At 72.5% G+C, this 25,640-nt stretch carries 25 protein-coding genes and 1 pseudogene; 12 read left to right on the forward strand and 14 right to left on the reverse strand.

The features are described from left to right. Positions 1-106 precede the first annotated feature (106 nt). Positions 107-1,609: a helix-turn-helix domain-containing protein gene (locus ACIQNG_RS36510; protein WP_401491221.1), complete on the reverse strand. Its 1,503-nt coding sequence runs from the start codon at positions 1,607-1,609 to the stop codon at positions 107-109. Positions 1,610-1,726: 117 nt separating this feature from the next. Here ACIQNG_RS36510 and ACIQNG_RS36515 point away from each other — a divergent pair, with 117 nt between their 5' ends. From ACIQNG_RS36515 to ACIQNG_RS36530, 4 genes are all read left to right on the forward strand, one after another. Then, positions 1,727-2,347, forward strand: coding sequence for an L-threonylcarbamoyladenylate synthase (locus tag ACIQNG_RS36515; protein ID WP_401491224.1), 621 nt, complete (start codon positions 1,727-1,729; stop codon positions 2,345-2,347). A gap of 69 nt (positions 2,348-2,416) precedes the next feature. Further along, positions 2,417-3,172: a dienelactone hydrolase family protein gene (locus tag ACIQNG_RS36520; protein ID WP_401440437.1), complete on the forward strand. Its 756-nt coding sequence runs from the start codon at positions 2,417-2,419 to the stop codon at positions 3,170-3,172. A gap of 264 nt (positions 3,173-3,436) precedes the next feature. Then, the gene (locus ACIQNG_RS36525) at positions 3,437-4,663 is read left to right on the forward strand and encodes a glycoside hydrolase family 64 protein (RefSeq protein ID WP_401491227.1); all 1,227 of its coding nucleotides are present in this window, start codon (positions 3,437-3,439) and stop codon (positions 4,661-4,663) included. A gap of 87 nt (positions 4,664-4,750) precedes the next feature. Beyond that, entirely contained in the window at positions 4,751-5,767 is a 1,017-nt protein-coding gene (locus ACIQNG_RS36530; protein ID WP_401440529.1) for an LLM class flavin-dependent oxidoreductase, read from the forward strand. A 34-nt stretch (positions 5,768-5,801) separates the two neighbouring features. Here the strand turns inward: ACIQNG_RS36530 and ACIQNG_RS36535 are convergent, their stop codons facing one another. Beyond that, positions 5,802-6,770, reverse strand: a complete 969-nt coding sequence (locus tag ACIQNG_RS36535; protein ID WP_401440433.1) for a TauD/TfdA dioxygenase family protein — start codon at positions 6,768-6,770, stop codon at positions 5,802-5,804. A 198-nt stretch (positions 6,771-6,968) separates the two neighbouring features. Between ACIQNG_RS36535 and ACIQNG_RS36540 the strand changes: the two are divergent. Beyond that, positions 6,969-7,061: pseudogene (locus ACIQNG_RS36540) on the forward strand (aldo/keto reductase); the annotation flags it as partial. Between the two features lie 31 nt (positions 7,062-7,092). Here ACIQNG_RS36540 and ACIQNG_RS36545 read toward each other — a convergent pair. The 3 genes from ACIQNG_RS36545 to ACIQNG_RS36555 form a co-directional block, all read right to left on the reverse strand. Next, a complete protein-coding gene (locus ACIQNG_RS36545) occupies positions 7,093-8,121 on the reverse strand; it encodes an alpha/beta hydrolase family protein (RefSeq protein WP_401491230.1) in 1,029 nt (342 codons plus the stop codon). Between the two features lie 79 nt (positions 8,122-8,200). Further along, positions 8,201-8,668, reverse strand: a complete 468-nt coding sequence (locus ACIQNG_RS36550) for a peroxiredoxin (protein ID WP_401440429.1) — start codon at positions 8,666-8,668, stop codon at positions 8,201-8,203. Then, a complete protein-coding gene (locus tag ACIQNG_RS36555) occupies positions 8,665-9,594 on the reverse strand; it encodes an AraC family transcriptional regulator (RefSeq protein WP_401491233.1) in 930 nt (309 codons plus the stop codon). Before ACIQNG_RS36555 ends, ACIQNG_RS36550 begins: the two co-directional genes overlap by 4 nt. A gap of 52 nt (positions 9,595-9,646) precedes the next feature. Between ACIQNG_RS36555 and ACIQNG_RS36560 the strand changes: the two genes are divergently transcribed. Then, the gene (locus ACIQNG_RS36560) at positions 9,647-10,858 is read left to right on the forward strand and encodes an MFS transporter (protein ID WP_401491236.1); all 1,212 of its coding nucleotides are present in this window, start codon (positions 9,647-9,649) and stop codon (positions 10,856-10,858) included. A 22-nt stretch (positions 10,859-10,880) separates the two neighbouring features. On the opposite strand, the gene ACIQNG_RS36565 is transcribed toward ACIQNG_RS36560, so the two are convergent. The 4 genes from ACIQNG_RS36565 to ACIQNG_RS36580 form a co-directional block, all read right to left on the reverse strand. After that, positions 10,881-11,387, reverse strand: coding sequence for a MarR family winged helix-turn-helix transcriptional regulator (locus ACIQNG_RS36565; RefSeq protein ID WP_401491238.1), 507 nt, complete (start codon positions 11,385-11,387; stop codon positions 10,881-10,883). Positions 11,388-11,486: 99 nt separating this feature from the next. After that, complete coding sequence (locus ACIQNG_RS36570; RefSeq protein WP_401491240.1) at positions 11,487-11,684, reverse strand: ferredoxin; 198 nt, start codon at positions 11,682-11,684, stop codon at positions 11,487-11,489. A gap of 25 nt (positions 11,685-11,709) precedes the next feature. Then, positions 11,710-12,933, reverse strand: coding sequence for a cytochrome P450 (locus ACIQNG_RS36575; protein WP_401491241.1), 1,224 nt, complete (start codon positions 12,931-12,933; stop codon positions 11,710-11,712). Between the two features lie 136 nt (positions 12,934-13,069). Then, on the reverse strand, positions 13,070-13,864 hold the full coding sequence (locus ACIQNG_RS36580) for a response regulator transcription factor (RefSeq protein WP_401440419.1): 795 nt from the start codon (positions 13,862-13,864) through the stop codon (positions 13,070-13,072). A 329-nt stretch (positions 13,865-14,193) separates the two neighbouring features. Here ACIQNG_RS36580 and ligD point away from each other — a divergent pair, with 329 nt between their 5' ends. From ligD to hemC, 3 genes are all read left to right on the forward strand, one after another. Next, positions 14,194-15,192 (forward strand): non-homologous end-joining DNA ligase, encoded by a 999-nt coding sequence (ligD, locus tag ACIQNG_RS36585; protein WP_401491243.1) that lies wholly within the window; start codon positions 14,194-14,196, stop codon positions 15,190-15,192. Between the two features lie 179 nt (positions 15,193-15,371). Beyond that, positions 15,372-16,175, forward strand: coding sequence for an NPP1 family protein (locus ACIQNG_RS36590; protein ID WP_401491245.1), 804 nt, complete (start codon positions 15,372-15,374; stop codon positions 16,173-16,175). Positions 16,176-16,221: 46 nt separating this feature from the next. Continuing rightward, positions 16,222-17,157: a hydroxymethylbilane synthase gene (gene hemC, locus ACIQNG_RS36595; RefSeq protein WP_401491247.1), complete on the forward strand. Its 936-nt coding sequence runs from the start codon at positions 16,222-16,224 to the stop codon at positions 17,155-17,157. Between the two features lie 43 nt (positions 17,158-17,200). On the opposite strand, the gene ACIQNG_RS36600 is transcribed toward hemC, so the two are convergent. The 4 genes from ACIQNG_RS36600 to ACIQNG_RS36615 form a co-directional block, all read right to left on the reverse strand. Then, positions 17,201-17,722: a hypothetical protein gene (locus ACIQNG_RS36600; RefSeq protein WP_401491249.1), complete on the reverse strand. Its 522-nt coding sequence runs from the start codon at positions 17,720-17,722 to the stop codon at positions 17,201-17,203. A gap of 294 nt (positions 17,723-18,016) precedes the next feature. Next, a complete protein-coding gene (locus ACIQNG_RS36605; RefSeq protein WP_401440409.1) occupies positions 18,017-18,877 on the reverse strand; it encodes an ABC transporter permease in 861 nt (286 codons plus the stop codon). After that, a complete protein-coding gene (locus ACIQNG_RS36610) occupies positions 18,837-19,676 on the reverse strand; it encodes an ABC transporter ATP-binding protein (RefSeq protein ID WP_401440407.1) in 840 nt (279 codons plus the stop codon). Before ACIQNG_RS36610 ends, ACIQNG_RS36605 begins: the two co-directional genes overlap by 41 nt. Further along, positions 19,673-20,122, reverse strand: coding sequence for a MarR family winged helix-turn-helix transcriptional regulator (locus ACIQNG_RS36615; RefSeq protein ID WP_401440405.1), 450 nt, complete (start codon positions 20,120-20,122; stop codon positions 19,673-19,675). The genes ACIQNG_RS36610 and ACIQNG_RS36615 overlap by 4 nt, the downstream gene beginning before the upstream one ends. Positions 20,123-20,337: 215 nt before the next feature. Between ACIQNG_RS36615 and ACIQNG_RS36620 the strand changes: the two genes are divergently transcribed. Then, positions 20,338-21,141, forward strand: a complete 804-nt coding sequence (locus ACIQNG_RS36620) for a VOC family protein (RefSeq protein ID WP_401440403.1) — start codon at positions 20,338-20,340, stop codon at positions 21,139-21,141. A 137-nt stretch (positions 21,142-21,278) separates the two neighbouring features. Here the strand turns inward: ACIQNG_RS36620 and glgX are convergent, their stop codons facing one another. Further along, positions 21,279-23,411 carry a glycogen debranching protein GlgX gene (glgX, locus tag ACIQNG_RS36625; protein ID WP_401491257.1) on the reverse strand — a complete coding sequence of 711 codons (2,133 nt, stop codon included), beginning with the start codon at positions 23,409-23,411 and terminating at the stop codon, positions 21,279-21,281. 1,045 nt (positions 23,412-24,456) lie between these two features. Between glgX and ACIQNG_RS36630 the strand changes: the two genes are divergently transcribed. Continuing rightward, complete coding sequence (locus tag ACIQNG_RS36630) at positions 24,457-24,753, forward strand: DUF5133 domain-containing protein (protein ID WP_401440401.1); 297 nt, start codon at positions 24,457-24,459, stop codon at positions 24,751-24,753. A 312-nt stretch (positions 24,754-25,065) separates the two neighbouring features. Next, on the forward strand, positions 25,066-25,640 hold a 575-nt coding region (locus ACIQNG_RS36635), incomplete at its 3' end, for a maltotransferase domain-containing protein (RefSeq protein ID WP_401491252.1).

The following is a 25,640-nucleotide window of genomic DNA, read 5'->3' on the forward strand; positions in this document are numbered from 1 at the left end:
CGTGGGCCTGTTCAGCGGTCGAGTGGCCGGGCGGCCGGGCGGCGAGCCGGAGGTGTTCCCCCCTTCGCTGTGACGCGACGAGGGGAGCCCGTGGCGGAGGGAGGGGTCAGGCGGGGCGTCCGGTCAGGGCGGGCGGGGTCAGTTCGCCGAGGGCGAGATGGGACAGGACGACCTCGTAGAGGTCACTGCCCGCGGCGAGGAGCTGGCGTTCCAGGACGGGCTCGGCGCCGCGCACATGGTCGCGTACGGTCTGCGCGTGCACGCCGAGCGACTGGGCGGCCCGTTCGGCGTTGGCGCCGGCCGCGAGCCAGGTGCGCAGGGTCCGGCGCAGATCACGGCCGTCGGTGTCCAGCCGGGCGAGCAGCTCTTGCGACCAGGTGCGCAGGGCGGGACCGGCGAGGAGGTCGCCCAGTTCGGGGCGGTTGGGCCGGCCGCCGGGCCGCTCGGTCTCGCCGTGGCTCTCCTCGGTGTTCAGCGCCAGATGGACGGCGGCCCGTACGGTCAGGTCGGAGAAGTCCGTGCCGAGCAGGCTCTCGACCCGGTCCATGCGGGCCCGCACGGTGTTGCGGCTGACGCCGAGCACCTTGGCGGCGCTCACGGCGGTGAACTCCAGGCCGAGCCGGGTGGTGGCGAGGAGTTCGGCGCGGGTGTGGTGCGGCAGGGTGTCCAGCGGTCGCAGCAGCCGGCTGGACCAGGCGCGCAGCCCGGCCGGGTCCATCAGCAGCTCGGGGTGGGTGCGTTCGGCGTACACCGCCGACTGCTCCGGGCGGAAGCGGGCGACGGCCAGCGCGCTCACGGCCTGGCCGTAGGCGGTGGCGGTGGCGGCGAGGGCCTGGCGGACGCTGCCGCCGAGGAAGGAGCCGGGACGGGAGTCGACCAGGGTGCGCAACCGGCGGGCCTCGGCCTCGTCGGGGAGCACGATGATCACATGCTCGTCCACGGCGGGGCAGCGCACCACCAGGGCCCGCTCGCCGGTGGCGTCCAGGCAGTCCTCGGCGAGCCGGTCCCGCTCCCTGCTGTGGGTCTCCGCCACGTAGACGCTGGCCGCGTCCGTGTCGAGGAGGCCAGGCCACAGTCCGGCGGCGACCCGGCGGGCGGCGACGATGTCCTGGACCATGAGGAGTTGCAGGATCGCCAGCCGCAGATCGGAGGCGGCCCGCTTCAGCCGGATCCCGGCCGCGGTGGACTCCCTGGCCCGCAGCAGGAGTTCCAGGACGGAGGCGGCGTGGTTGACGACCTCGGCGGTGCGCCGGTCGAAGGGCTCCGGGCGTACGACGGCCAGGACTCCCGTGGTGGCGGGCGGGGGCAGCTCCACCCGGACCAGCCGCAGATGGCGTCCGGCGTCCTCCAGCGAGGCGGAGGCGATCCGTCCGGCGGTGATGGCGCCGATCAGCTCCGGTTCCACCGGGATCCGGTGGCCCGCCAGCACCGTGCCCTGGGCGTCCAGGACACAGACCGCTCCGCCGACGGTGTCCGCGAGCCAGGCCACCACCCGGCCGGGGTCACGCCCGGACGGCCGTAGCTGGTCGAGCAGCGCGCCCGCCCAGTCCGCCCCCGCCTCGGCTCTGTCGCTCTCCGGGACGGTGCCGTCCCCCTCCTGGCCGGCCATGGCGCCCCACTCCTCTTCCTGGCTGGTGTCGGCCCGGTCACCCCACGGACGCTACCTCACGGCACCGTCCGTGAGCCGGGTACGGCCCCCCGCCTTCGCACCGCATAAGCTCGGCCAATGGCGAAGTACTACGACGTGCACCCCGACAACCCCCAGCCGCGCACCATCGCGCAGATCGCCGACAGCATCCGCGCGGGCGCGCTGATCGCGTATCCCACGGACTCCTGCTACGCGCTCGGGTGCCGGATCGGCAGCCGGGACGGCATCGACCGGATCCGCTCCATCCGCCGACTCGGCGACCGGCACCACTTCACCCTGGTGTGCCAGGACTTCGCGCAGCTCGGTCAGTTCGTCCGGATCGACAACGACGTGTTCCGTGCGGTCAAGGCGTCCACGCCCGGCAGTTACACCTTCATCCTCCCGGCGACGAAGGAGGTGCCGCGGATGCTCCAGCACCCGAAGAAGAAGACCGTCGGTGTGCGCATCCCGGACCATGTCGTCACCCAGGCGCTGCTGCACGAGCTGGGCGAGCCGCTGCTGTCCAGCACCCTGCTGCTGCCGGACGAGGAGGAGCCGCTGACCCAGGGCTGGGAGATCAAGGACCGGCTGGACCATGTGCTGGACGGTGTGGTCGACTCCGGCGACTGCGGCACCGAGCCGACGACGGTCATCGACTTCTCCGACGGTGAGGCGGAGATCGTACGGCGCGGCGCGGGAGACACCTCGCGGTTCGAGTGACCGTGGCACGATGATCAGCGCCGGGGCCCGCCGGGCCGCTCACCGTCGACCGCGCAGGAGGCACCCCGCATGACCGCCGTACAGGGCTCCACCGTCGACCTGCCGACCGAGGACGGCGTCGCCGACGCGTACGTCACCCGTCCCGCCGGAGGGGGCCCGTACCCGGGGGTGCTGATGTTCCCGGACGCGTTCGGGCCCCGGCCGGGGCTCAGGGCCATGGCGGACCGGCTGGCCGGGGCCGGGTACGCCGTGCTGGTGCCCAATGTGCTCTACCGGCACGGGCGGGCTCCGGTGGTGGAGCTGCCCGGGTTCATCGATCTGGAAGCCCGTCCGGGCATCTTCGAGCGGTTGGTGCCGATGATGCGGGCCCTCACCCCCGACCTGGCGATGAGGGACGCCGCCGGTTATCTGCGCCGGCTCGCCGAGGATCCGGGCGTGGCGGACGGGCCGGTCGCGGTGACCGGGTACTGCATGGGTGCCCGGCTCGCCCTGCTCACGGCGGGGACCCATCCGGAGCGGGTCGCGGCGGTGGCCGGGTTCCATGGCGCCGCGCTGGCACCCGACTCCCCCGACGGTCCGCACCGGTCGGCCGACCGCATCACCGCCGAGGTGTACTTCGGGCACGCCGACAACGACCCGTCGATGCCGCCGGACCAGGTGGAGCGGCTGGAACGGGCCCTGACCGAGGCGGGCGTACGGCACACCTGCGAGGTGTACGAGGGCGCGCGCCACGGCTTCACCCAGGCGGACACGTCCGTCTACGACGCGCAGGCGGACGCACGGCACTGGGCGGCGCTGCTGGATCTGCTCGGCCGTACGTTCTGAAGCGTCCCTGAAGGAGCCCGTCGTACCTGCGGCGGGCTCCTTCGGGTTTCCCGGCGACGGGCCGGGTGCGCCCCGACTTCTCGGCCGCCCGCCCCCCGGCATTGACATGCTCGCGTCGCGGCGAGAGATTGAGAGCGCTCTCACGCTTGGTCCGGACCACCCTTTGCCCGAACTGCCCGAACTGCTCGAACTGCCTGGACCACCCGAACTGCCTGCACTGCCTGCACTGCCTGCACTGCCCCACTCGTATCCCCCCCCACCCGCATGTCCCCCCACACCGCACGGAGGTGGAGAGTGCCCACCCTCACCCGACCCCGGCTGCTGGCCTCGGCCGCGGCGACCGCGCTGGTCGCCACGCTGGTCTCGCTCGGCGGACCGGCCGACGCGCGGGCCGCCGTACCGGCCACGATCCCGCTGTCGCTCACCAACAACTCCGGCCGCGCCGACGCGGTCCACGTCTACGTCCTCGGCACCTCGCCCGAGGGCCGGCAGGGCTGGGCGGACGCGTCCGGCACCTTCCACGCCTGGCCCGCCGGGGGCAATCCGCCCACGCCCGCGCCGGACGCGTCGATCCCCGGACCGGCGGCCGGGCAGTCGAAGACGATCCGGATCCCCAAGCTCTCCGGGCGCATCTACTTCTCCTACGGGCAGAAGCTCGACTTCCGGCTGACCACGGGCGGTCTGGTGCAGCCCGCCGTGCAGAACCCCAATGACCCCAACCGCAACATCCTCTTCAACTGGTCGGAGTACACGCTCAACGACGCCGGGATCTGGCTCAACAGCACCCAGGTCGACATGTTCTCGGCGCCCTACTCGGTCGGGGTGCAGCGCGCCGACGGCGGGGTGACCAGCACCGGCAAGCTCAAGGCGGGCGGCTACACCGGGGTGTTCCAGGCGTTGCGGGCCCAGTCCGGCGGCTGGTCCGGGCTGATCCAGACCCGGCCCGACGGCACGGTGCTGCGCGCGCTGGCGCCGCTGTACGGGGTGGAGACCGGGGCGCTGCCGCGCTCGGTGATGGACGACTACATCAACCGGGTCTGGCAGCGTTACGCCACCACCACACTGACGGTGACACCGTTCGGTGACCGGCCGAGCGTGAAGTACTTCGGGCGGGTCTCCGGTGACGTCATGAACTTCACCGACGGCTCCGGGGCCACGGTGACGAGCTTCCGCAAGCCCGACGCCGACAGTGTCTTCGGCTGCCACAGGCTGCTCGACGCGCCGAACGACGCCGTGCGCGGGCCGATCTCCCGCACCCTGTGCGCGGGCTTCAACCGGTCGACGCTGCTGGTCAACGCGCAGCAACCGGACGGATCCTCAACCAACTTCTACAAGGACGGGGTGACCAACCACTACGCGCGGGCCATCCATGAGCGGATGGCCGACGGCAAGGCGTACGCGTTCGCCTTCGACGACGTCGGCAACCATGAGTCGCTGGTCCACGACGGCAATCCGCAGCAGGCGCGGATGTCCCTCGACCCGCTGAACTGACCGTCCGGGAACACGGGGCGGCGCCGCGCGGTTGACGGGAGGCCGAGAGCTGTCCACCGACGCCGTACGGAGGAACCCGTGGATCCCGTGGCCGCCGCCTCACGCCCCCTGCGCAAGCTGGGATTTCTCACCATCGGTCTGTTCGACGGGGACGATCCGCGCCGGGGGCACGAGTCGACACTGGAGATCATCGAGCTGGGTGAGCGGCTCGGCTTCGACAGCGCGTGGGTGCGCCACCGGCATCTCCAGTACGGCATCTCCTCCCCGGTGGCCGTGCTGTCCGCGGCCTCGCAGCGCACCAGCCGGATCGAACTCGGCACCGCGGTCATCCCGTTGGGCTGGGAGAACCCGCTGCGGCTCGCGGAGGATCTCGCCACCGTCGACGTCCTGTCGGGCGGCCGGCTCAACCCCGGGGTGAGTGTGGGCCCGCCGGCCCACTTCGACCGGGTGAAGGGGGCCCTGTACCCGGACACGGCGGAGGCGGAGGAGTTCGGGTACGAGCGGGTGCGGCGGCTGCTGGACCTCGTGCGCGGCGCGTCCGCGAGCGACTTCAGCGGCACCGAGGGGTTCGAGGTGTACTCGGACCGGGTGCAGCCGCATTCCCCCGGGCTCGGCCGCCGGATGTGGTACGGCGGGGCGAGCCTGGCCTCGGCGCGCTGGGCCGGTGAGCAGGGGATGAACTTCCTGACCAGCAGTGTCGTCAAGGCCGAGGAGGCGCAGGACTTCGCCGAGATCCAGCTCTCCCACATCCGGGCCTTCCGGGCGGCCCACCCCGACGGGGAGGCCGCCCGGGTCTCGCAGGGTCTGGTGGTGGTCCCCACCGACTCCGCGACGCCCGCGCAGCGCGCGAAGTACGAGGAGTACGCCGCCCTGCGCACCCCGCGCACGAAGGTGCCGCAGGGGCCGGCCCGGATGATGTTCGCGCCGGACCTGGTCGGCACGTCGGAGGAGATCGCCGAGCGGCTGCACGCGCACCCGGCGTTCCGTGAGGTGGACGAGGTGGCGTTCGCGCTGCCGTTCTCCTTCGATCATGAGGACTATGTGCAGATCCTCACGGACCTGGCGACCCGGCTGGGGCCGGCGCTGGGCCGACCGGCCGGTTGAGACCGGTCGCCCCGGGTGCGCGGCGGGCGACGCGTCACCAGGTTCCGGGGGCGCTGCCCACGATCGCCTCCGACGGCCGGCCGTCGATGCCGACCGGCACATCGCCCCCGACCATCACCCGGTGCATGATGCGCGGGTGGCCGAGATGGGCGTTGTCGGAGGGCGCGAGGTGGATGGTGGCGCGGTTGTCCCAGAAGGCGACGCTGCCGGGCTCCCAGCGGAAGCGGACCGTGTACTCGGGCCGGGTCGCCTGTTCCAGGAGCATCTCCAGGAGCAGGCGGCTCTCGGCGCGGGACACGTCGGCGATGTGGTCCAGGTAGTAGCCGTTGACGAACAGCACCCGCTCACCGGTCTCCGGATGGACCCGGACCAGCGGATGCAGGGTGGCGATCTGGTGGTCCAGCAGATGGCGGACGTACGCGTCGTCGCCGGGCCGTGACTGGTAGCCGACGCCCAGCCGGTGCTCGGCGCGCAGTCCGTCCACGAACCGCCGCACCGGGGCGGAGAGTCCGGCGTAGGCCGCGGCCAGGTTGGCCCAGGTGGTGTCGCCGCCGTAGGGCGGGACGGTGTCGGCGCGCAGAATCGTTGCGGCGGGTGGGTCGATGCGGGCTCCGTGGTCGCAGTGCCAGCCGCGCTGCGGGATGTGCCGGCGGCGGCGCAGCCACTCGTCGTGCCCCATCCCGAACCGTCCGCCCAGTTCCAGCCGGTCGGCGGTGGTCTCGACCTCGGGATGGCTGAACGGCGAGGCGGAGCCGCGCCGCCGCAGCACCACCGGGTCCCCGAACCGGCGGGCGAACCGTACGTGTGCGGTGTGGTCCAGCCGCTGTCCCCGGAAGAACACCACCTTCCAGCGCAGCACCGCGGCCCGGACGGTGGCCACCTGGATGTCGTCCAGCCCTTCGGCCAGATCCACGCCGGTGATCTCGGCGCCGATGAATCCGGCGACCGGCTTCACCTCGATCCCCCCACCCGACTCCACCGTCACTCCCGTGTCCGTTCTCATGCCCACTCCGTCGCTCGTTCGGTCATCGGCTCGGCCCCTGTGAAGATCGTGGCAGCGATGACCGGCGGTGGCGACAGTGCCTCCCGCGCGACAGGTTGCTCCAGGCCACCTCTCATAAACCCGCCGGTGGCCGTGATCGGTCCCCGCGGTTGATCGCCTGACACCTGTCCATGAGGCGGGAAGGACGGGACGGTCGAGGGGCCTGGTCCGCGTCCCCAGTCGGCCGACCCGGCGCGGCAGCGGGGGCACCGGCGGCTGGGCGGTGATCCGGAGGTGCACGAGGAGTGCTGACCGGGGGAAGTCCTCCGGTGGGGGAACGCGTTCAGTTCAGGCGGTCGCCGAAGAACTTCAGGGTGGACTCCATGGAGTCGGGCCACTGCCCGTAGAAGGTGTGGCCCTCACCCTCGTAGGTGCGCAGTTCCACGTCCTTGCCCGCCCGGTCGAACACCTCGGCCACCTCGCGCGACCATCGCACGGGGCAGGTCCCGTCGGCGGTGCCGTGGTGGATGAGGAGTGGCTCGGTGACCTGGTCGACGTAGGTGAGGGCGGACATCTCGCGCCAGAACGCGGGGTTCCTCTCGGGAGTGCCGTGCTCGGCCTCGACCTCCGCCGTGGCGGGGTCGTCGCGCTGGAACTGCTCGACGTTCTCCTCGGGGCGGGCGCTGACGGGCGCGAACACGACGGCCGCGTCGACCAGTCCGGGGGCGGCGACGAGCGTGTTGTAGACGACCCCACCGCCCATGGAGCGGCCCAGCAGCCCGATGCGGTCGCCGTCGATCTCGTCGCGTCCGGAGGAGCGCAGGGCGAGGACGGCGCCGATGACGTCCTCGGTGTAGCCGAGACGGAGGTTGAGGTCGTTGTCGGGGTCGTCGTCGGACCCGGCGTGGTTGCGGTAGTCGGTGTGCAGGACGACGTAGCCGGCGCGGGCGAGCCGGTCCTGTTCGCGGGCGAGGCCGCGGCCGGTGGTGTACTCGTCCGGGTCGATGTATCCGTGGGCGAGCACCAGCGCCGGGAAGGGGCCGTCGCCCGTGGGGATGTTCATGATCCCGGAGATGGTCAGCCCGTTCGCCCGGTAGGTGACGGCGTACTGGGTGTAGGCGTCGTCGCGGACGCGTACGTCGCCGAGGCGCAGGTCGGTGCCGGTGTGCTCGCGGGCGGCGAGGCCGGGGAGGGAGACCGGGTCGGGGGGCGCGGTGCTGGGGCTGGGGCTCGGCCGTGGGGTGCCGGTGGCCGACGGCACGTTCGACGGGGAGGGGCGCTCGGCGGAGCCGTCGTCCCCGGTGTCGGTGCAGCCGACGGCCGCCACGAGGGCGAGTCCGAGGGCGGCGCAGGCTCTGCTCGGCGACCGCATGCGCCTCAGTATCCCGGATCGCCCCCCGTGCGAACCGGCGTTCGGGAAACCGCCGCACGCCTCGGCCGGTTTCCGCCCCTCAGCCGCGGTGGGCGCGCAGGGCGGCGAGGGCGCGGTCGGCGTGGGTGTTCATGCGCAGTTCGCTGCGGACGACCTCCAGGACCGTACGGTCCTCGGCGATGACGAAGGTGATCCGCTTGGTCGGGGCGAGGGTGAACCCCCGTTTGACCCCGAACCGTTCCCTGACCGTGCCGTCCGGGTCGGACAGCAGCGGCATGCCGAGGGTGTGCGCCCCGGCGAACTCCCGCTGCTTCTCCACGGTGTCGGCGCTGATGCCGACCGGGCGGGCGCCGAGCGCCGCGAACTCGGCGGCGAGGTCGCGGAAGTGGCACGCCTCGGCGGTGCATCCCGGGGTCATGGCGGCGGGGTAGAAGAACAGCACCACCGGTCCGTCGGCGAGCAGTGCGGACAGCCTCCGGCCGGTGCCGGTCTCGTCGGGCAGTTCGAAGTCCTCGACCGTGTCTCCGACGTTCACTCGTCCTGTCATGGCTTCCCTCTCGGCGCTGATGCCCGCGCTGTCGCGCGGTCCGCCGGGGCCGGTCGCCGGGGCGGTCGCGTCCCGGATCGTACTCGTGGGTCATCGGATGCCGCTGCCGTGCGGGCGCGGCGGTGGTGGGTGCCGGGGGTGCAGCCGAAGGAGCGGCGGAAGACCTCGATGAAGGCGCTGGCGGAGGACCAGCCGCAGCGGTGCGCGACCGTCGTCACGGGGAGGTCCTCGGCGAGCATGGCCAGGGCGTGGTAGAGCCGGGACTGGGTGCGCCACTGCGGGAACGTCAGGCCGAACTCGGCGCGGAAGAGCCGGCTGAGGGTGCGTTCACCGGTGCCGGTCGCGGCGCCGAGGGCGGCGAGGGTGCGGGGGTCGGCGGGGTCGGCGTGGACGAGGTCGCAGACGGCGGCCAGCCGGGGATCGGTGGCGGTGGGCAGGAGCAGCGGCTGCTGGGGCGAGGCGCGCAGTTGGTCGCGGAGCACGGCGAGCAGCCGGCGGCGTTCGGGGCCGGTGTCCTCGGGGTCGCGGGTGTAGGCGAGGATCAGTTCGCGCAGCAGCGGGCCGACCGCGAGGACGGTCGGGGTGTCCAGGCCGAGCGGGTTGTCGTCGGCGGGCAGACCGACGAGGTGCAGATCGAGTCGGCCGTGGGCGCGGTGCGCGTGTACGGTCCCCGCGGGCACCCACAGGGCGCGGGTGCCGGGGGCGAACCAGGTGCCCGTCTCCGTGGTGACGGCCAGTACGCCGGAGCCGGCGTAGACGATCTGGTGCTCGTCGTGCCGGTGCGCGTCGATCCGGCCGCCGGCGGCCAGGGGCTGGGTGCGCGTCGGGGCCTTCGGGGTGTGGCGGACGGCGGTGTCGGGGACGGCGGTGTCGGGGACGGCGGTGTCCCTCGTGGCGGGGCGGGGGTGGCGGATGTTCGGCATCATCCGGCAGTTTATTGAAAGCCGGACACCTGTGTCGCGGGCGACGATCGCTTCCATGAGGACCGTATCCACGGCGCCGGGCCGCCGGCCGATCACGCTGATGGCCGTCGCCCATGCCTGTGTGGACATCTACCAGGGGGCGGTGGCGGCCCTGGTGCCGTACTTCGTCGCCGAGCGCGCCTATTCGTACGCGGCGGCCTCCGGGGTCGTACTCGCCGCCTCGCTGCTGTCGTCGCTGGTGCAGCCGTTGTTCGGGGTGCTCACGGACCGGCGGCCGATGCCCTGGCTGCTGCCGGTGAGTGTGCTGGCGTCCGGGGTCGGGGTGGCACTGAGCGGGGTCGGTGACGCGTACGCGGCGACGCTGGTGGCGGTCGCGCTGTCCGGGGTCGGGGTCGCGGCGTACCACCCGGAGGCGGCCCGCGCGGCCCGCGCGGCGGCGCGGGGCAGCGAGACCGCGATGGGCTGGTTCTCGCTCGGCGGGAACGTGGGGTTCGCGCTGGCGCCGCTGCTGGTGTCGGCCGTGGTCGCCACGGGTTCGCTGGGGGCCACTCCCCTGCTGGTGGTGCCCGCGCTGCTGGGCACGGTCCTGTGTCTGGTCGCGCGCCGGGGCCCGGCGGCGGTCGCGGCGCGCGGGGAGGCGACCGGCCGGGACGACTGGCCCGCGTTCCTGCGGCTGAGCGGGGCGATCGTGTGCCGGTCGATCGTGTTCGTCGGGCTGAGCGCGTTCGTCTCGCTGTATGTGCGGCAGCGCACCGGGGGCGGCGAGGTGGCGGGGACCGTCGCGCTGTTCGTGCTGTACGCGGGCGGCGCGCTGGGCACGGTGGCGGGCGGGCGGCTGGCCGACCGGTACGGGCGGATGGCGGTGGTGCGGCACTCGTACGCGCTGACGGTCGTCGCCGTGGCGGGGCTGCTGCTCGTGCCGGGACCGGCGGTCCATGGCTTCGTGGCGCTGGTCTCGGCCGGGCTCTACGTCCCGTTCGCGCTGCACATCACGCTGGGTCAGGACTGTCTGCCCCGGCGGGTGGGCACGGCGAGCGGGGTGACCCTCGGGCTGGCGGTCAGCGCGGGCGGCCTCGCGGCCCCGGCGCTGGGAGCACTCGCCGACGCCACGACGCTGCGCACCGCCCTGGTGCCGCTCGTCGCCCTCCCCGCGATCGGGTGGCTGCTGGTGCGGGGGCTGCGGGAGCCGGCGGGGGCGGGCGGGACCGTGGAGCGGGCCGAGCGCGGTGCCGAGGGCGCCGAGGGGCTGTCGGGGCGGAAGGGCTGACGCGGTGTGTTCCGGCGGGCGTTCAGGCCCGGGGGCCCGGCTGTTCCTCGGTGTCCTCGTCCGTCATGTGGGTGAGGAAGTCGTCCACCATGCGGTGGAAGAGCATGGCGAGCTGCCGCAGCTCCTCGGGCTTCCAGTCGGCCAGGGCGACCTGCATGCCACGCGCGCCCGCGTCCCGGACGCGGGCGATGGCGTCGCGGCCCGCGTCGGTCAGTTCGATCCGCTGGGCACGGCGGTCGTCGGGGTCGGGGACCCGGGACACATACCCGGCCCGCTCCAACTGCTGGACCGTACGCGTCACATGGGACGCCTCGACCCCGAGCCGGGCCGCCAGCTCGCCCGGCCGGGGCGGTTCCCCGTCGGCCATCCGCCGCAGCACCGCCGTGGCGGCCCGGTCCAGGGGGACCCCGGCCGCGGCCATCAGCTTGTCGTGCTGCCGGGCCCGGGAGCTGAGATAGGTGATGCGCGTGAAGGCGCGCTCGATCTCGGTCACTTCCGGTGAGGCGGGGGGAAAGTCTTTCGCGGGCATACCCGGACTTTACCATATCATTGCCTAAGTCAAGTAAGTTGCCCGGCCCCGGATCGCCTCGGATCCCCCGCGCCCTCGTCCCTTCGGTCGCTCGGCCCCTCAGTCCTCCAGGAGCGTGATCGCGCCGACCGGGCAGAGGCTGACGGCCTCGCGGACGGCCTCCTCGGTCTCCGGGCCCGGCTCCGCGTCCCGCACGAAGCTGACGCCGTCCACCTCGCTCTGGTCGAAGACGTCCGGCGCGGACATCACGCACTGGCCCGAGCTGACGCAGCGGTTCCCGTCGAGTTCCACCTTCATGCCCTGCCTCCTGTCGATACGCGGGTCACCAGGTGACCGGCAGTTCGTAGACGCCGTAGATGGAGCCGTCGTGCTTGTACGGCAGTCTCTCCGCGGCGGTGGCCAGGCGCAGGGCGGGGATCCGGCGGTAGAGGGTGCCGTAGACGACCTGGAGTTCCATCCGGGTGAGGGGCTGGCCGAGGCACTGGTGGACACCGAAGCCGAAGGCGACATGGCGGCGGTTGCCGCGGGTCAGGTCGAGGCGGTCGGGGTCGGGGAAGACGTCGGGGTCGCGGTTGGCGAGTTCGTTGGGGAGGATCAGTCCCTCGCCGGCCCGGATGACCTCGCCCGCGAACTCGATGTCGGCCAGTACGGCACGGCGCCTGCCGTTGTGCACGATGGTCAGATAGCGCAGCAGTTCCTCGACCGCCGCCGCGATCACCTCGGGGTCGTCCGTGTCGCGCAGGAGGGCGAGTTGTTCGGGGTGGGCGAGGAGCGCCGCCGTACCGAGGGCGATCATGTTCGCCGTGGTCTCGTGACCGGCTATCAGCAGCAGTACGCCGATCCGCGCGGCCCCCTCACGGGTCAGCTCCCCGGTGGCGATCCGGGCGGCGAGGTCCGAGAGCAGGTCCTCCGCGGGGTGCTCGGCCTTGTCGTCCAGCAGCTTCTCCAGATAGGCGACAAGCCGGTCCAGAGCCGCCGTCTGCTCCTTCCTGGGCACGTTCAGCCGGATGAGGGTCCGGCTCTCCTCCTGGAAGAAATCGTGGTCCTCGTAGGGGACTCCGAGCAGCGCGCAGATCACCAGCGAGGGCACGGGCAGGGCGAAGGCGCGCACCAGGTCGACCGGGCCCGGCTCGGCCAGCATCCCGTCGATCAGGTCGTCCACGATCTGCTGGACGCCGGGCCGCAATGCCTCGACCCGGCGCAGCGTGAACGGGGCGGTGACCATGCGGCGCAGCCGGGCGTGCTCGGGGTCGTCCATCGTGATGAAGCCGATGTCGTCCGGGTCGTCCTCCGTGCGCGCGGTCTGGAGGGGGTAGCCGGGCTTGGTGAAGTCGGCGCTGACCCGGGGGTCGAGGAGCAGGGCCCGCTGGTCGGCGTGGCGGGTGACGAGCCAGGGGGTGCTGCCGTCCCAGAGCCGCACCCGGACCAGGCGTCCGCGCTCACGCTGGGTCAGCAGTTCCGGTGCCGGGTCGAAGGGGCAGCCGGTCGCGCGGGGCATCGGGTAGGCGGGGGCCGGGGATGCCGTGCCGGTCGACGTGTCGGCCATGTCTCTCCTCGGTGGGCAGGGCTCCGCCTGGGCGGAGGCGCCGGGCGATGGGGGTGAGATCTCGACAGGCCCATACAAACAGCGCGAACTGACGCCTTGCGGTCAGACGGCTGACAGAACCCTGACGTGGCGCAGGTCACATCGCGGGGTCCGGTCCGGTACCCGTCTCGATGTCGGCGTGGCCGAGCCAGTAGCCGAAGCCGCGTCTGGTGTGGATCAGCGCGGGGGCGTCCCGGTCGACCTTGCGGCGGAGCCGGGAGACGAGTTGTTCGATGGCGTTGTCGCCCCGGAACTCGCCCCAGACGTACTGGCTGATCTGGTCCTTGGACAGCACGTGGTGGGCGTTGTCGACCAGGTGGAGCAGGAGTCGGTACTCGGCGGGGGTGAGGTCGAGGGTGCGGGTGCCCCGGCGAGCGCGGCACAGGGGGTCGTCCAGGAGCAGATCGGCGTAGCGCGGGGCGTCCCGGGGTGCGGGGCCGGGGACGGTGTCGCGCAGCAGGGCGCCGATCCGGGCGAGGACCTCGGCGACGCGGAAGGGTTTGGTGACGTAGTCGCTCCGGACCGGGATGGGGTCGTTCACCAGTTCGCCGAGGGTGTCCCAGGAGGCCAGCAGCAGCACCGGGGGGCACGGGTCGGGGACGGCGTCGGACCGGTGGGCCAGTTCGTCGGTGTCCGGCAGGGGTGGGTCGAGCACGATCAGGTCGATCGGCTGGGTCCGGACCCGGGCGAGCGCCTCCCGGCCGGAGAACGCGCGGGTCACCTGGTAGCCCGCCAGGGTCAGGGTGCTGGTGAGCAGTTCGGCGACATCCGGCTCGGGCACCACGACCAGCAGGCGCTGGCCGGCGCCCCGCGCGAGGTCGGTGCACCGGGCGATGTCGTCGGGGCCTGCGGCCGTCGGGGGAACGGGGGTTGCCGACGATAACGAGTGCATGCGGATCACCCAATCTCCTGCTTGCCTGACTCAAGTAGTCCACGCTGGTCCGTCTCGCTCCAGTAAGCCGTCGGCCAAGATCCAGGGGTGGGGGCCGGAGTTGTGCGGCTGCGCCGACCGGTGGTGCGGCTCCGGCCCGTTCGGGCGGCGGGAAGCGTTCCGTGCCCTAGGACGGACGGCGTCCGTATCGGCCGGGTTGCCCGGTGCGGTGCCGACGGCCGGTTCTCGCCCCCGCGGCGTCGGACGCGCGGCCGGGTGCCGCCCGCCGTTCAGGGGAATACGGGCCCGGCGGGGCGTGGCGGACCACGGGCGGGTTCAGATCTCTAGCCGTGGACCTCCCCCTGATCGAGCCGATGCTGGCCACGCCCGGCTCGCTGCCGCCCGCCGCGCAGGATGCCCGGTGGGCGTACGAGACGAAGCAGGACGGGCAGCGGGCGGTGGTGTACCTGGAAGGGGACGGCAGGCTGCGGTTGCGGGCGCGGTCCGGGGAGGACATCACCGGCGCCTATCCGGAACTGGCGGCGCTCGGCGGGGCACTGGGGGACACGGCGGCCGTGCTGGACGGGGAGGTGCTGGTGCTGGACGCGGACGGGCGGGCCGACTTCCAGTCGCTCCAGTCGCGGATGGGGCTCGCGCACGCGCCGGGCCGGGCGGCGCGCCGGGCGGCCGAGACTCCCGTGCATCTGGTGCTCTTCGATGTGCTGCACCTGGAGGGGAGACCGCTGCTCAGGGAGGCGTACCAGGAGCGTCGGCGGCGGCTGGAGGGGCTGGGGCTGGCCGGGCCCTACTGGTCGACGCCGGCCGCGCTCGTGGGGCATGGCGAGCGGGCGTTGCGCGCCACCCGGGAGCACGGGCTGGAGGGGCTGGTCTGCAAACGGCTGGACTCGGTGTACCGGCCCGGGGTCAGGTCCCGCTCCTGGATCAAGATCCGGAACACGCTCGGGGTCGATGTCGTGGTGGGGGGCTGGCAGCCCGGCCGGGGACGGCTGACCGGGCTGCCCGGGTCGCTGCTGCTGGGGCAGTTCGACGGCGCCGGGCGGCTGCGGTACGTCGGTCATGTCGGCACCGGCTGGAGCGAGGCCGAGCGGCGTGAACTGGCCGCGCTGATGGGGTCGTACGCCACCGCCGTCTGCCCCTTCGACCCCGTCCCCGCCGTGGCGGGCGTCCACTGGGTGCTCCCCCGGCTGGTCGGCGAGGTCCGCTACAGCACCCGTACCCGCCTCGGGCAGTTGCGTCAGCCGTCCTGGCTACGGCTGCGGCAGGATCTCACGCCCGAGGAGTCCTCGGCCCTGCTGCCCGGGGCGCCCGACGGACAGCGCCCGGGGTGACGGCGCGGGCCGACAGGGCGGGGCCGGAGCGTCCTGAGTGCCGGTTGTTGCCCCATGCTTCACCGCCGTGACACCCCTCACTCTTGGCATGGACAGCACAACGACGGCAGACTGAACCCCCCGTCAGGACCGACCCGTCCTTCCCCCCACCCCGTTGGGCCCTGCCCGGAGGAGAAGCCGTGCCGTCCCAGAAGTCCCAGAACCCCCAGAGGTCTCAGAAGTCCCCCCGCCGCTCCCGAAGGCTGTCGGCCGCTCTCGCCGGGGCCGCCGCCCTCGTGCTCGCCTTCCCCGGCACCGCGCTGGCCGCCCCGCCGCCCGCGCTCCCCGCCGACGCCGACGGTTTCGAGCGGACCTTCCAGCCCGCCTACGACTACGACACCGACGGCTGCTACTCCACGGCCGCGATCGGCCCCGACGGCACCCTCAACCCGGGCCTCGCCCCGACCGGCGCGCTCAACGGCAACTGCCGCGACGCCGTCGACCTGGACACCACCAACGGCTACGCGCGCTACAAGTGCAACAACGGCTGGTGCGGCATCGTCTACGCGCTGTACTTCGAGAAGGACCAGGCCCTGCCCGGCACCGGCCTCGGCGGGCACCGCCACGACTGGGAGCACGTCGTGGTGTGGGTGCGGGACAACCAGGTGCAGTACGTCTCCACGTCGAACCACGGTTCGTTCACCGTGCACAACGCCTCGGCGATCCGCTTCGACGGCACCCACCCGAAGATCGTCTACCACAAGGACGGCATCAGCACCCACTGCTTCCGCGCCGCCGGCCTCAACGACGAGCCACCGGAGAACCACAAGGGCACCTGGCAGTACCCGCCGCTGGTCGGCTGGAACGGCTACCCGGCCGGGATCCGCGACCGGCTGACGTCCCACGATTTCGGCAGCGCCAATTTCGGGCTGCGGGACAGCGGCTTCGCCTCGCACCTGGCGACGGCCAAGCCGTCCGGCATCCCGTTCGACCCGCACGCCTGAGCGGTGCGCGGCACAGGGGCGCGCGACGACCCACTATCGTGTCCCCATGCCGGTCCCCGAACTGATCCGCATCGTCTCCCGCGACTCGCCCATGGCACTCGCCCAAGTGGAACGGGTGCGCACCGAGTTGACCGCCCACTACCCCGGTGTGCGCACCGAGGTGGTCCCGGTGAAGACCACCGGTGACAAGTGGCTGGGAGATCTGTCCCAGGTCGACGGCAAGGGCGCGTTCACCAAGGAGGTCGACGCGGCGCTGCTGGCCGGTGCGGCCGATCTCGCCGTGCACTGCGTGAAGGACGTGCCCGCCGACCGGCCGCTGCCGGCGGGCACGGTCTTCGCGGCGTTCCTGGAGCGGGACGACGTACGCGACGCGCTCGTCCATCCGGGTGGGCTGACGCTGGACGCGCTTCCGGCCGGTACCCGGATCGGCACCTCGTCGGTGCGCCGGATCGCGCAACTCGCCGCCACCCACCCGCATCTGGAGTGTGTGCCGTTCCGCGGCAACGCCAACCGGCGGCTGGAGAAGCTCGCCGCCGGGGAGGCGGACGCGCTGCTGCTGGCGCTGGCGGGGCTGGAGCGGATCGGGCGGACCGAGATGGTCGGCGAGGTGCTCTCCACCGAGACGATGATGCCGCCGATCGGGGCGGGCATCCTCGCGTTGCAGTGCCGCGAGGGGGACACCGAGGTGATAGAGGCGGTCAGCGCGCTCGGCGACCCGGACACCCATCGCGAGGCGACGGCGGAGCGGATGTTCCTCCATGTGCTCCAGGGGCACTGCAACAGCCCGATCGCCGGTGTGGCCCGCGTGGACCGGAGCGGGGAACTGTCCCTGCGGGCCTGTGTCTTCACCCCGGACGGCAAGACCCGGCTCAACGCGCACGAGTGGGCGGGCCGGCTGGACCCGGCGACGCTCGGCACGTCGGTGGCGGTGGCGCTGCTGCGGCAGGGCGCCCGCGAGATCATCGACGGCATCCCGCACTGACGGGACCCGCGGCGGGGCGGCCGACCGGACGCGGCTCAGCGCCTCACGCGCTGCCCTCCTCCGCCTGGTCGCGCAGGAAGTCGCTGATCTGGTGGGCCAGTTTCTCGTGGACGGTGGGCGCGCAGGGGCCGGTGGTGTCGTCCTGGAGACCGAGGCCGCCGGACCAGAGCCGGCGCTCGGTCCACTCCTCGTCGATCCGCAGCTGGACCTGGACGTCCACCCGGGACAGCGCCGTCTCGGGGGCGGCGGCGAACAGTACGGCCGTGGCCCGGCGCAGCGGGTAGACGTCGTAGCCCTCGATGAACTGGGAGTTGCGCCAGTCGAGGAAGGCGCTCTCGCCGTCGGGGCCGACGCGCACATCGAGCTGGCCGTCCTCCAGGTGGACGCCGAAGTGGCGGGAGCCGCGGTTCTCGACGGTGACCCGGAGGGTGAAGTACGTCAGCCCCTCCGCGGTGTCGTCGCGACCGCGCGGTGGTTCCTGGGCGTGCAGCCGGTGGACGCGGACACGCAGACCGGGGTGCTCGTCGTACTCCTGCCAATCCCCGACCACATTCGGCTCATGCACCTTTTCGCACCCCTCGCACTCCAAGAGCCTGCTTCCTATCCGTGCCCCGAGCACACTGTCAAATACACGGAACGCACTGTGATCAGGGAATTTGACGCGGTGATCGGTGATCAAGCCGTGCCCAGGAAGAACGCTCGGGGAGCCGGCGCGGGGCCGGGGGCGCGCGTGCTGCACATCACGTCGGCCGTCCACGGTCCGGTCACGGCGGGAGGGTACGACGGCCGGTCACCACGGTCCGGTCACCACGGTCCGGTCGCGACGGTCCGGTCGCGACGGTCCGGTCGCGACGGTCGGTCAGCGGGCGAGTCGTCCGAGGAGCGAGGAGGCGACGGCGATGCCGACCGCCGCGGCGAAGGCGAGCACCCCGAAGTCGAGCGCCAGATGCGAGGGGGTGCCGATCAGCAGCCCGCGCAGCGCGTCCACCTCGTAGCTCAGCGGGTTGGCCTTGCTGACGGCCTGGAGCCAGCCCGGCATGATGTCCACCGGGTACAGGGCGTTGGACGCGAAGAACAGCGGCATGGTGATCGCCTGTCCGAAGCCCATCAGCCGGTCGCGGTTGAGGACGATCCCGGCGATCGACATCGACAGACAGGCGAAGAACGCGGAGCCGAGGATCACGATCAGGGCGACACCGAGGAGCTTGAGCGGGTTCCAGGTGAGGGCGACGCCCAGCAGCGCGGCGATGATGATCACGACGACGGCCTGGATGAGCGCCTTGACGCCGGAGGCGAACGCCTTGCCCGTGATCAGCGCGGCGCGCGGCGTCGGGGTGACGAGGAGTTTGTTGAGGACGCCCGCGTCGCGCTCCCAGATGATCTGGATGCCGTAGAAGATCGCGATGAACATCGCGGACTGGGCGATGATGCCGGGGGCCAGGAAGTCCGTGTAGGGGACGCCGCCGGTCGGGATGGCGTGGATGCGGGTGAAGGTCTGGCCGAAGATCAGCAGCCAGAGGGCGGGCTGGACGGCCCGGGTGTACAGCTCGGTGCGGTCGTGGCTCAGCTTCTGGAGTTCGACCGCGCACATGGCGGCCACCCGGGCGGGCAGCAGCCGCCAGCCCGCGCGGGGCTGGGGCGGGCGCAGCAGCAGCCCTATGTCGGAGGGGGCGGCCGGGTCAGCCGACGCGGCCTGCGGTGCGGCGGGTGCTTCGGACATCGCGGAAGTCTCCTGGCTCGTCGTCGAGGCCGCCGCCGGCGACGTCGCGGAAGACGTCCTCCAGCGTCGGCAGCGGTCCGTCGGCCGCGGTGGTGCCGGAGCGGCGTTCGGCGAGGCCCCGCCGGAGTTCGGTGGGGGTGCCGAGGGCGCGGATCCGGCCGTGGTGCATGAGGCCCACGCGGTCGCAGTACTGGTCGGCTTCGTCCATGTAGTGGGTGGTGACCAGGACGGTCATGCCGGTGGCGGTGCGTACGGCGTTGATGTGCTCCCAGACGTCGGTGCGGGCGATCGGGTCCAGGCCGATCGTGGGTTCGTCCAGGATCAGCAGCCGGGGCGCGCTGACCAGTGCCTGGGCGAGTTCGAGACGGCGGATCATGCCGCCGGAGTAGGTGCCGGCCAGCCGGTCCGCGGCATCCGAGAGACCGACCGCGGACAGCGCCTGGCGGACCCGCTCGGCACGTTCGCGGTGCGGCACGTCGTAGACACGGGCGAACAGGGTGACGTTCTGGCGGCCGGTCAGCCCGGAGTCGGCGGAGAGCTGCTGCGGCACATAGCCGAGCAGTCGGCGGACGCGCATCTTGTCCTTGGCGGTGTCCCGGCCGAAGACGTGCACCATTCCGGCGGGGACCGGCAGCAGGGTGGTGATGCAGCGGATCGCCGTGGTCTTCCCGGCGCCGTTGGGGCCGAGCAGTCCGAAGACCTCGCCCTCGCGCACGGCCAGATCCAGTGCGTCCACGGCCTTGGTCTGGCCGAAGGCATAGGTCAGGCCGGTGCAGGAAACAGCGCTCTCGGTGGTCACACGTCCTCCTCACGCAGGGACTCGGCCAGGCGGCGCATCGCGGGGAGCGCGGCGCGCAGAGTCGCGCGGTCGGCGTCGTCCAATCGGGCGACCTGCTGCCGTACGAGCCGCGCCCGGCGGCGGCGCCAGTCGGCGAGCCGGGTCTCGGCGGCCGGGGTCGGCACCAGTCGGGCGGCGCGGCGGTCGGCGGGGTCGGTCTCCCGCACCAGCCAGCCGTCCCGGGCGAGCTGGTTGACCAGCGTCGAGACCGAGTTGCCCGCGAGGTAGAGCTTCTTGGCGGCCTCGGAGATCCGGATACCGGGGCGGGCGGTCACCAGGCGCAGCAGTTCCACCTCGGCGCCGCGCAGCCTCGGGTCCGGCATCTCGGCGCGCACCCGGCGGCGGATCAGCCGCTGGACGCCCACCAGCGCGTCGGCGAATTCCTCGGGGAACGATTCCTGGTCCATATGATTTACATTAGCTCTGTTACAGAGGTATTGCCCCAAGGGCAGGTCAAGAACGCCTCCGCTTTCCCTCAGCAGCCCTCGGTCCACGATCCTTCCGACACAGGTGGGGGGCGGAAGTGCCAGGCATTCGGCAGGCCCCTGGGCGATTCCGGTTGGAGACTGGTGTCTGACCGGGCGACCGAGGGCCGACGGCCGACGAGAGCAGGACGAGTCTCATGAACCAGCGCACGACACCCGCCAGGCCCGCGCCGGACGTCGCCTACACGGACTCGGTGTTCGGCACCCCCTGCTGGGTCAGTCTGACCAGCCGCGACCTCGACACCACGGAGGCGTTCTACACGGCGGTGCTGGGCTGGCAGTGGCGGCAGGCGACCCTCGGCGACCACTTCCGGATCGCGCTCGCCGACGGTGTGCCGGTGGCCGGGATAGCGGCCGTGGCGGGCATGTGGCAGATGGCGGTGGCGTGGACCCCGTACTTCGCCGCGATCAGCGCGGACGCGGCGGTGGCCCGGGCCCGGGAGCGGGGCGGCACCGTGGCCGTCGGGCCGATCTCGCTGCCGCCGGGGCGGGCCGCGCTGGTCGCCGACCGGGACGGGGCCACCTTCGGGATCTGGGAGGGCGAGCTGGTGGGCCACTGGGAGGTGTGGCACCGCTCGGCCCCGGCCTTCATCCGGCTGCACACCCGGGACGCCTTCGACGCGGCGATCTTCTACGGCGAGGTCCTGGAGTGGGCCTCGGACCGGCCGGGCTCCTGCGAGGTGCACTACGAGGGCGACGAGGTGGTGCTGCGCCGGGGTCAGGAGGTAGTCGCGCGGATCCGCTCGGGCGCGCTGGGCGCGGCCCCCGATCCCACGGTCCGGCCGCACTGGCAGGTGCACTTCGCGGTGGACGACGTGTCGGCCTGCACCCGCGCGGCGGAACAGCACGGCGGCAGTGTGCTGACGAAGGCGGCCGACGAAGCGGTGCTGCGGGATCCGGACGGGGCGCAGTTCACGGTGACGTCGCAGCGGCGGCCCTAGCGTGAGTCCGAGGGGATCCCCGTGGATCCCGGTGGACTCCCGTGGGATTCCCGTGGGATTCCGTGGCAGACCCAGGTCAGACCCGGGTCAGGGGCTCCGCGGGTGGCGGCTGCCCGCGGATCACCCCTTCCTTCCCCTCAGTGGTCCGGTTCGTCCCCGTGGACGCGTGCGGGGCGGGAGAGCAGGACCAGGCTGCGGGGTGCGACGGTCAGGCCGGTGCCCGCCTTGTGCTCCGTCTCGTCGGGGGTGCCCCGGGGGTCGGAGGTGTCGATCAGCGCTGTCCAGCGCTCGGCGAACCTGGTGTCGGGGAGGCGGAAGTCGACCGGCTCCCAGTAGCTGTTGAACAGCAGCAGGAACGAGTCGTCCACGACCCGCCTCCCGTGCGGATCGCGCTCGGCGATGGCGTCGCCGTTGAGGAAGACACCGACGGTGTGCGCATCAGGGCGCTGCCAGTCCCGCTCGGTCATCCCGCGGGCGTTCGGGGCCAGCCAGACCAGGTCGGGCAGCGGCCGTCCGGCCCCGGTGAGGGGCTCGCCGCGGAAGTAGCGCCGGCGCCGCAGCACCGGGTGGGCCGCGCGCAGCGCGATGACGTACGCGGTGAAGTCCCGTAGCTCGCGCTGCTCCTCGGTGAGCCGCCAGTCTGTCCAGGAGATCTCGCCGTCCTGGCAGTAGGCGTTGTTGTTGCCGCGCTGGGTGCGGCCCAGTTCGTCCCCGTGCGCGAGCATCGGGATGCCCTGGGACAGCAGCAGGGTGGCGAGGAAGTTGCGCTGCTGGCGGGCGCGGAGTTCCAGGACGGAGGGGTCGTCGGTGGCGCCTTCGGCCCCGCAGTTCCAGGAGCGGTTGTCGCTCTCGCCGTCCCGGCCGCCCTCACCGTTGGCCTCGTTGTGCTTGTCGTTGTACGACACGAGGTCGCGCAGGGTGAATCCGTCGTGCGCGGTGACGAAGTTGACGCTGGCGCGCGGTCGACGCCGGCTGTGCTGGTAGAGGTCGGCGGAGCCGGTGAGCCGGGAGGCGAACTCGCCGAGGGTGTGCTCCTCGCCGCGCCAGAAGTCGCGTACGGCGTCCCGGTACTTGCCGTTCCACTCCGACCACAGCGGCGGGAAGTTGCCGACCTGGTAGCCGCCCTCCCCCACGTCCCAGGGCTCGGCGATCAGTTTGACCCTGCTGATCACCGGGTCCTGCTGGATCAGGTCGAAGAACGCGGAGAGCCGGTCCACCTCGTGGAACTGGCGGGCCAGGGTCGCCGCGAGGTCGAAGCGGAAGCCGTCGACGTGCATCTCGGTCACCCAGTGGCGCAGCGAGTCCATGATCAGCTGAAGGACGTGGGGGTGCCGCATCAGCAGGCTGTTGCCGGTGCCGGTGGTGTCGTAGTAGTGGCCCCGGTCGCCGTCGACCAGGCGGTAGTAGGAGGCGTTGTCGATGCCCCGGAAGGAGAGCGTGGGGCCGTTCTCGTTGCCCTCGGCGGTGTGGTTGTAGACGACGTCCAGGATCACTTCGAGACCGGCCGCGTGCAGCGCCTTGACCATGGCCTTGAACTCGGTGACCTGTTGGCCCCGGGTGCCGCCGGCGGCGTAGGCGTTGTGGGGCGCGAAGTAGCCGATGGTGTTGTAGCCCCAGTAGTTGGTCAGGCCCCGGTCCTGGAGGATGCCGTCCTGGACGAACTGGTGGACCGGCATCAGCTCGACGGCCGTCACCCCGAGCGAGGTCAGATGCTCCACGACCGCCGGATGGGCCAGCCCGGCGTAGCTGCCGCGCAGTTCCTCCGGCAGCTCCGGGTGACGCATGGTCAGCCCTTTGACATGGGCCTCGTAGATCACGGTGTCCGCGTAGGGGCGGCGCGGCGGGCGGTCGTCGCCCCAGTCGAAGAAGGGGTCAGTGACCACACCGAGCAGGGTGTGCCCGGCGCTGTCGGCCCGGTCGGGGCCGTTCGGGGCGCGTTCGTAGAGCGAGGGGTGGTTGTCGATCTGCCCGTCCACGGCGGTGGCGTACGGGTCGAGGAGCAGCTTGGCCGGGTTGCAGCGCCGGCCGGCGGCGGGGTGCCAGGGGCCGTGCACCCGGTAGCCGTAGCGCTGGCCGGGGCGGACGCCGGGCAGATAGCCGTGCCAGACGAAACCGTCGGCCTCGGTGAGCGGGACGCTCCGGCCGGGTCCGTCGTCGTCCACGAGGATCAGGTCGACGCGCTCGGCGACCTCGCTGAACAGGGCGAAGTTGGTGCCCTGTCCGTCGAAGGAGGCACCCAAGGGGTAGGGGTGCCCGCTCCACGCGGACACCCCGGCCTCGGTCCCCGCCCCGCTGTTCTTCTTCCGGTACGGCTTCTGGGTCACCGCGCGCCCTCCAGGACACCGCGGGGGATCCGGTCCGGTACGCCCTCCGGGAGACGGCCCGGTACACCGTTCAGGACACGGTGCCGTACGCCGTTCAGGACACGGTGCGGGTACGCCGTTCAGGACGCGGTCCGGCAGATGTTCCGGCAGCCAGGGGGCAGCCGCGGCGACGGCGGCGAGGGGCAGGGCGCGGGGCAACGGGAGCACCTCGCGCAGCCGCGGTTCGGGGGCCGTCGGGACCAGGGGGACGCGTTCCCCGTCGCGGGCGCGTTGGGAGAACCAGATGACCTGGCTGCCGGTGCCGGTGGCACAACAGCCCCAGCCGTCGCTCTGCGCGGCGATGCGTTCCAGACAGCCGCGCAGTTCCAGGTCCGGACGCAGGTCGCGGTCGTTCTCCGCCACGGCGGTGATCAGGTGCTGGCCGTTCCACCACAGCTCGACCGACGCGCTCTTGTCGGTGGCGTGTTCCCCGATGGCCTCCAGCAGCAGTCCGACTCCGTCGCAGACGAGGTTCACGAGCGGGTCGAGATCCCAGTAGCGCAAGTGGGCCGTCAGGATGCGCTTGACCTGTCCCACGCGCTCCGGGTCGGCCTCCACGTCGAGGTGGTAATAGCAGGGCACTGCGGTCTTCATCGTCGTCGGCTCCTCACCGGCGGCGCGCATCCCTCCGGGGCCGGGCGGACCCGGACCCGAGCACGGAATGTGAGCGCCGATCGCTTCTGAGTCACCTCCACCGTGCGGGCACTACGCCATTCGTGCAACACGAGAGAGGTCGTGAGGCGTCGGGGGCGGTGGGGGCCGGGGGTGAAGGCCGGGGCGGGAGTGATGGTTGGGGCGTTCGAGTGCATATGCGGGATGAACGGGTGGACCTCTCAGATGGTTGAAGCACCAACAAGACGCTGCGTCGCCGTCCGTGCACCATGAGTGAAGGCTTCGAGCGGCGCCCGACGGTCGGGAGCGTGCCTTCGTCGCCCGGAAGGTGAACCGCGCCATGCTGCTACCCGCGAAGGCCGAGGTCACCCGGCAGTTGCGGCGGTACCGGTCCTGGGAACGGATGATGCTCGCCTCACCGGCCGACCGCGCGGTGCGAGCCGTGTTCGAGGACTCCGGCTACACGCTGTGTGTGCTCATGGGAAAGCGCTGCGCCCGGGAGGCCGCGGACGCCGCCGAACGCTATCTCCGCACCACCCTCACCACATACATGCGGGAGCAGAACGGCCGCCGCCGTCAGGGGCGTCCGGTGCGCCGGGGCCCGCCGGGGGTGCTGCGTACGACGGTGGGGATGTAGGCGGGTTCCGGCCGGCGGGGCCTTGACGGGTAGGTCAGGGCGCCGGGTGGATCCGGACCCGGGGTGTCGGGCTGTGGCTGGTGGCTGCCCGCTGGTGGCCGGTGGCTGGTGGCTGGTGGCTGGTGGTGATCGGATCGTGGTGGGTCGTGGGCGACTTATGGCGGGTGACCGGTGGTGAGTGATGGGTGAGGGTGATCGGGCTCGGGCTTGGGTGATCGGGCTCGGGCATGGGAGGGCCGGGCTCGGGCTCGGGGCGATCGGATCAGCCGGGCCGTCGAAGGTCCGGCTCGCGGCACGACGGAGGTGAGGACCATGGGCGCGAGGCCCGGCATCGGGCGTATCCCGGTACGGCATGTCCGGCCGGCGGTGGCGGGCGGCAGCCACCCGGCGAAGGCGGTGGTCGGCGAGACGTTCCAGGTCTCCGCCACCGTGTTCCGTGAAGGAGACGGCGCCGTCGGCGCGAATGTCGTCCTCACCGGACCCGACGGGCGCATAGCCCCCTGGACCCCCCTGCGTGAACTGGCCCCCGGCAGCGACCGCTGGGGCGCCGACGTCACCCCCGACGCCCAGGGCCACTGGACGTTCCGGGTGGAGGGGTGGGCTGATCCGATCACCACCTGGCGGCGGAACGCCCAGATCAAGATCCCGGCGGGGATCGACACCGGCCTCGTCCTGGAGGAGGGCGCCGAACTCCACGAGCGCGCGGCGGCCGGGGTGCCCGACCGCGCCGGACGCGCCACGGTGCTGCGGGCCGCCCACTCCCTGCGCGACGACGACCGACCGGTCCTGGAGCGGCTGGCGGGTGCGTTGGTGCCGGAGGTGGTGGAGGTGCTGGAGCGGTCTCCGTTGCGGGAGCTGGTGACGGTGTCGGAGGCGATGCCGTTGCT

Source organism: Streptomyces sp. NPDC091377, assembly GCF_044757045.1.
Classification (GTDB): Bacteria; Actinomycetota; Actinomycetes; order Streptomycetales; family Streptomycetaceae; genus Streptomyces.

What these genes read in the sequence shown, in the direction of transcription:
- ACIQNG_RS36510 (WP_401491221.1), bottom strand. Translation starts at nt 1,609, where the DNA reads ATGGCCGGCCAGGAGGGGGACGGCACCGTCCCGGAGAGCGACAGAGCC.
- ACIQNG_RS36515 (WP_401491224.1), top strand. Translation starts at nt 1,727, where the DNA reads ATGGCGAAGTACTACGACGTGCACCCCGACAACCCCCAGCCGCGCACC.
- ACIQNG_RS36520 (WP_401440437.1), top strand. Translation starts at nt 2,417, where the DNA reads ATGACCGCCGTACAGGGCTCCACCGTCGACCTGCCGACCGAGGACGGC.
- ACIQNG_RS36525 (WP_401491227.1), top strand. Translation starts at nt 3,437, where the DNA reads ATGTCCCCCCACACCGCACGGAGGTGGAGAGTGCCCACCCTCACCCGA.
- ACIQNG_RS36535 (WP_401440433.1), bottom strand. Translation starts at nt 6,770, where the DNA reads ATGAGAACGGACACGGGAGTGACGGTGGAGTCGGGTGGGGGGATCGAG.
- ACIQNG_RS36545 (WP_401491230.1), bottom strand. Translation starts at nt 8,121, where the DNA reads ATGCGGTCGCCGAGCAGAGCCTGCGCCGCCCTCGGACTCGCCCTCGTG.
- ACIQNG_RS36550 (WP_401440429.1), bottom strand. Translation starts at nt 8,668, where the DNA reads ATGACAGGACGAGTGAACGTCGGAGACACGGTCGAGGACTTCGAACTG.
- ACIQNG_RS36555 (WP_401491233.1), bottom strand. Translation starts at nt 9,594, where the DNA reads ATGATGCCGAACATCCGCCACCCCCGCCCCGCCACGAGGGACACCGCC.
- ACIQNG_RS36560 (WP_401491236.1), top strand. Translation starts at nt 9,647, where the DNA reads ATGAGGACCGTATCCACGGCGCCGGGCCGCCGGCCGATCACGCTGATG.
- ACIQNG_RS36565 (WP_401491238.1), bottom strand. Translation starts at nt 11,387, where the DNA reads ATGCCCGCGAAAGACTTTCCCCCCGCCTCACCGGAAGTGACCGAGATC.
- ACIQNG_RS36570 (WP_401491240.1), bottom strand. Translation starts at nt 11,684, where the DNA reads ATGAAGGTGGAACTCGACGGGAACCGCTGCGTCAGCTCGGGCCAGTGC.
- ACIQNG_RS36575 (WP_401491241.1), bottom strand. Translation starts at nt 12,933, where the DNA reads ATGGCCGACACGTCGACCGGCACGGCATCCCCGGCCCCCGCCTACCCG.
- ACIQNG_RS36580 (WP_401440419.1), bottom strand. Translation starts at nt 13,864, where the DNA reads ATGCACTCGTTATCGTCGGCAACCCCCGTTCCCCCGACGGCCGCAGGC.
- hemC (WP_401491247.1), top strand. Translation starts at nt 16,222, where the DNA reads ATGCCGGTCCCCGAACTGATCCGCATCGTCTCCCGCGACTCGCCCATG.
- ACIQNG_RS36605 (WP_401440409.1), bottom strand. Translation starts at nt 18,877, where the DNA reads ATGTCCGAAGCACCCGCCGCACCGCAGGCCGCGTCGGCTGACCCGGCC.
- ACIQNG_RS36615 (WP_401440405.1), bottom strand. Translation starts at nt 20,122, where the DNA reads ATGGACCAGGAATCGTTCCCCGAGGAATTCGCCGACGCGCTGGTGGGC.
- ACIQNG_RS36620 (WP_401440403.1), top strand. Translation starts at nt 20,338, where the DNA reads ATGAACCAGCGCACGACACCCGCCAGGCCCGCGCCGGACGTCGCCTAC.
- ACIQNG_RS36630 (WP_401440401.1), top strand. Translation starts at nt 24,457, where the DNA reads ATGCTGCTACCCGCGAAGGCCGAGGTCACCCGGCAGTTGCGGCGGTAC.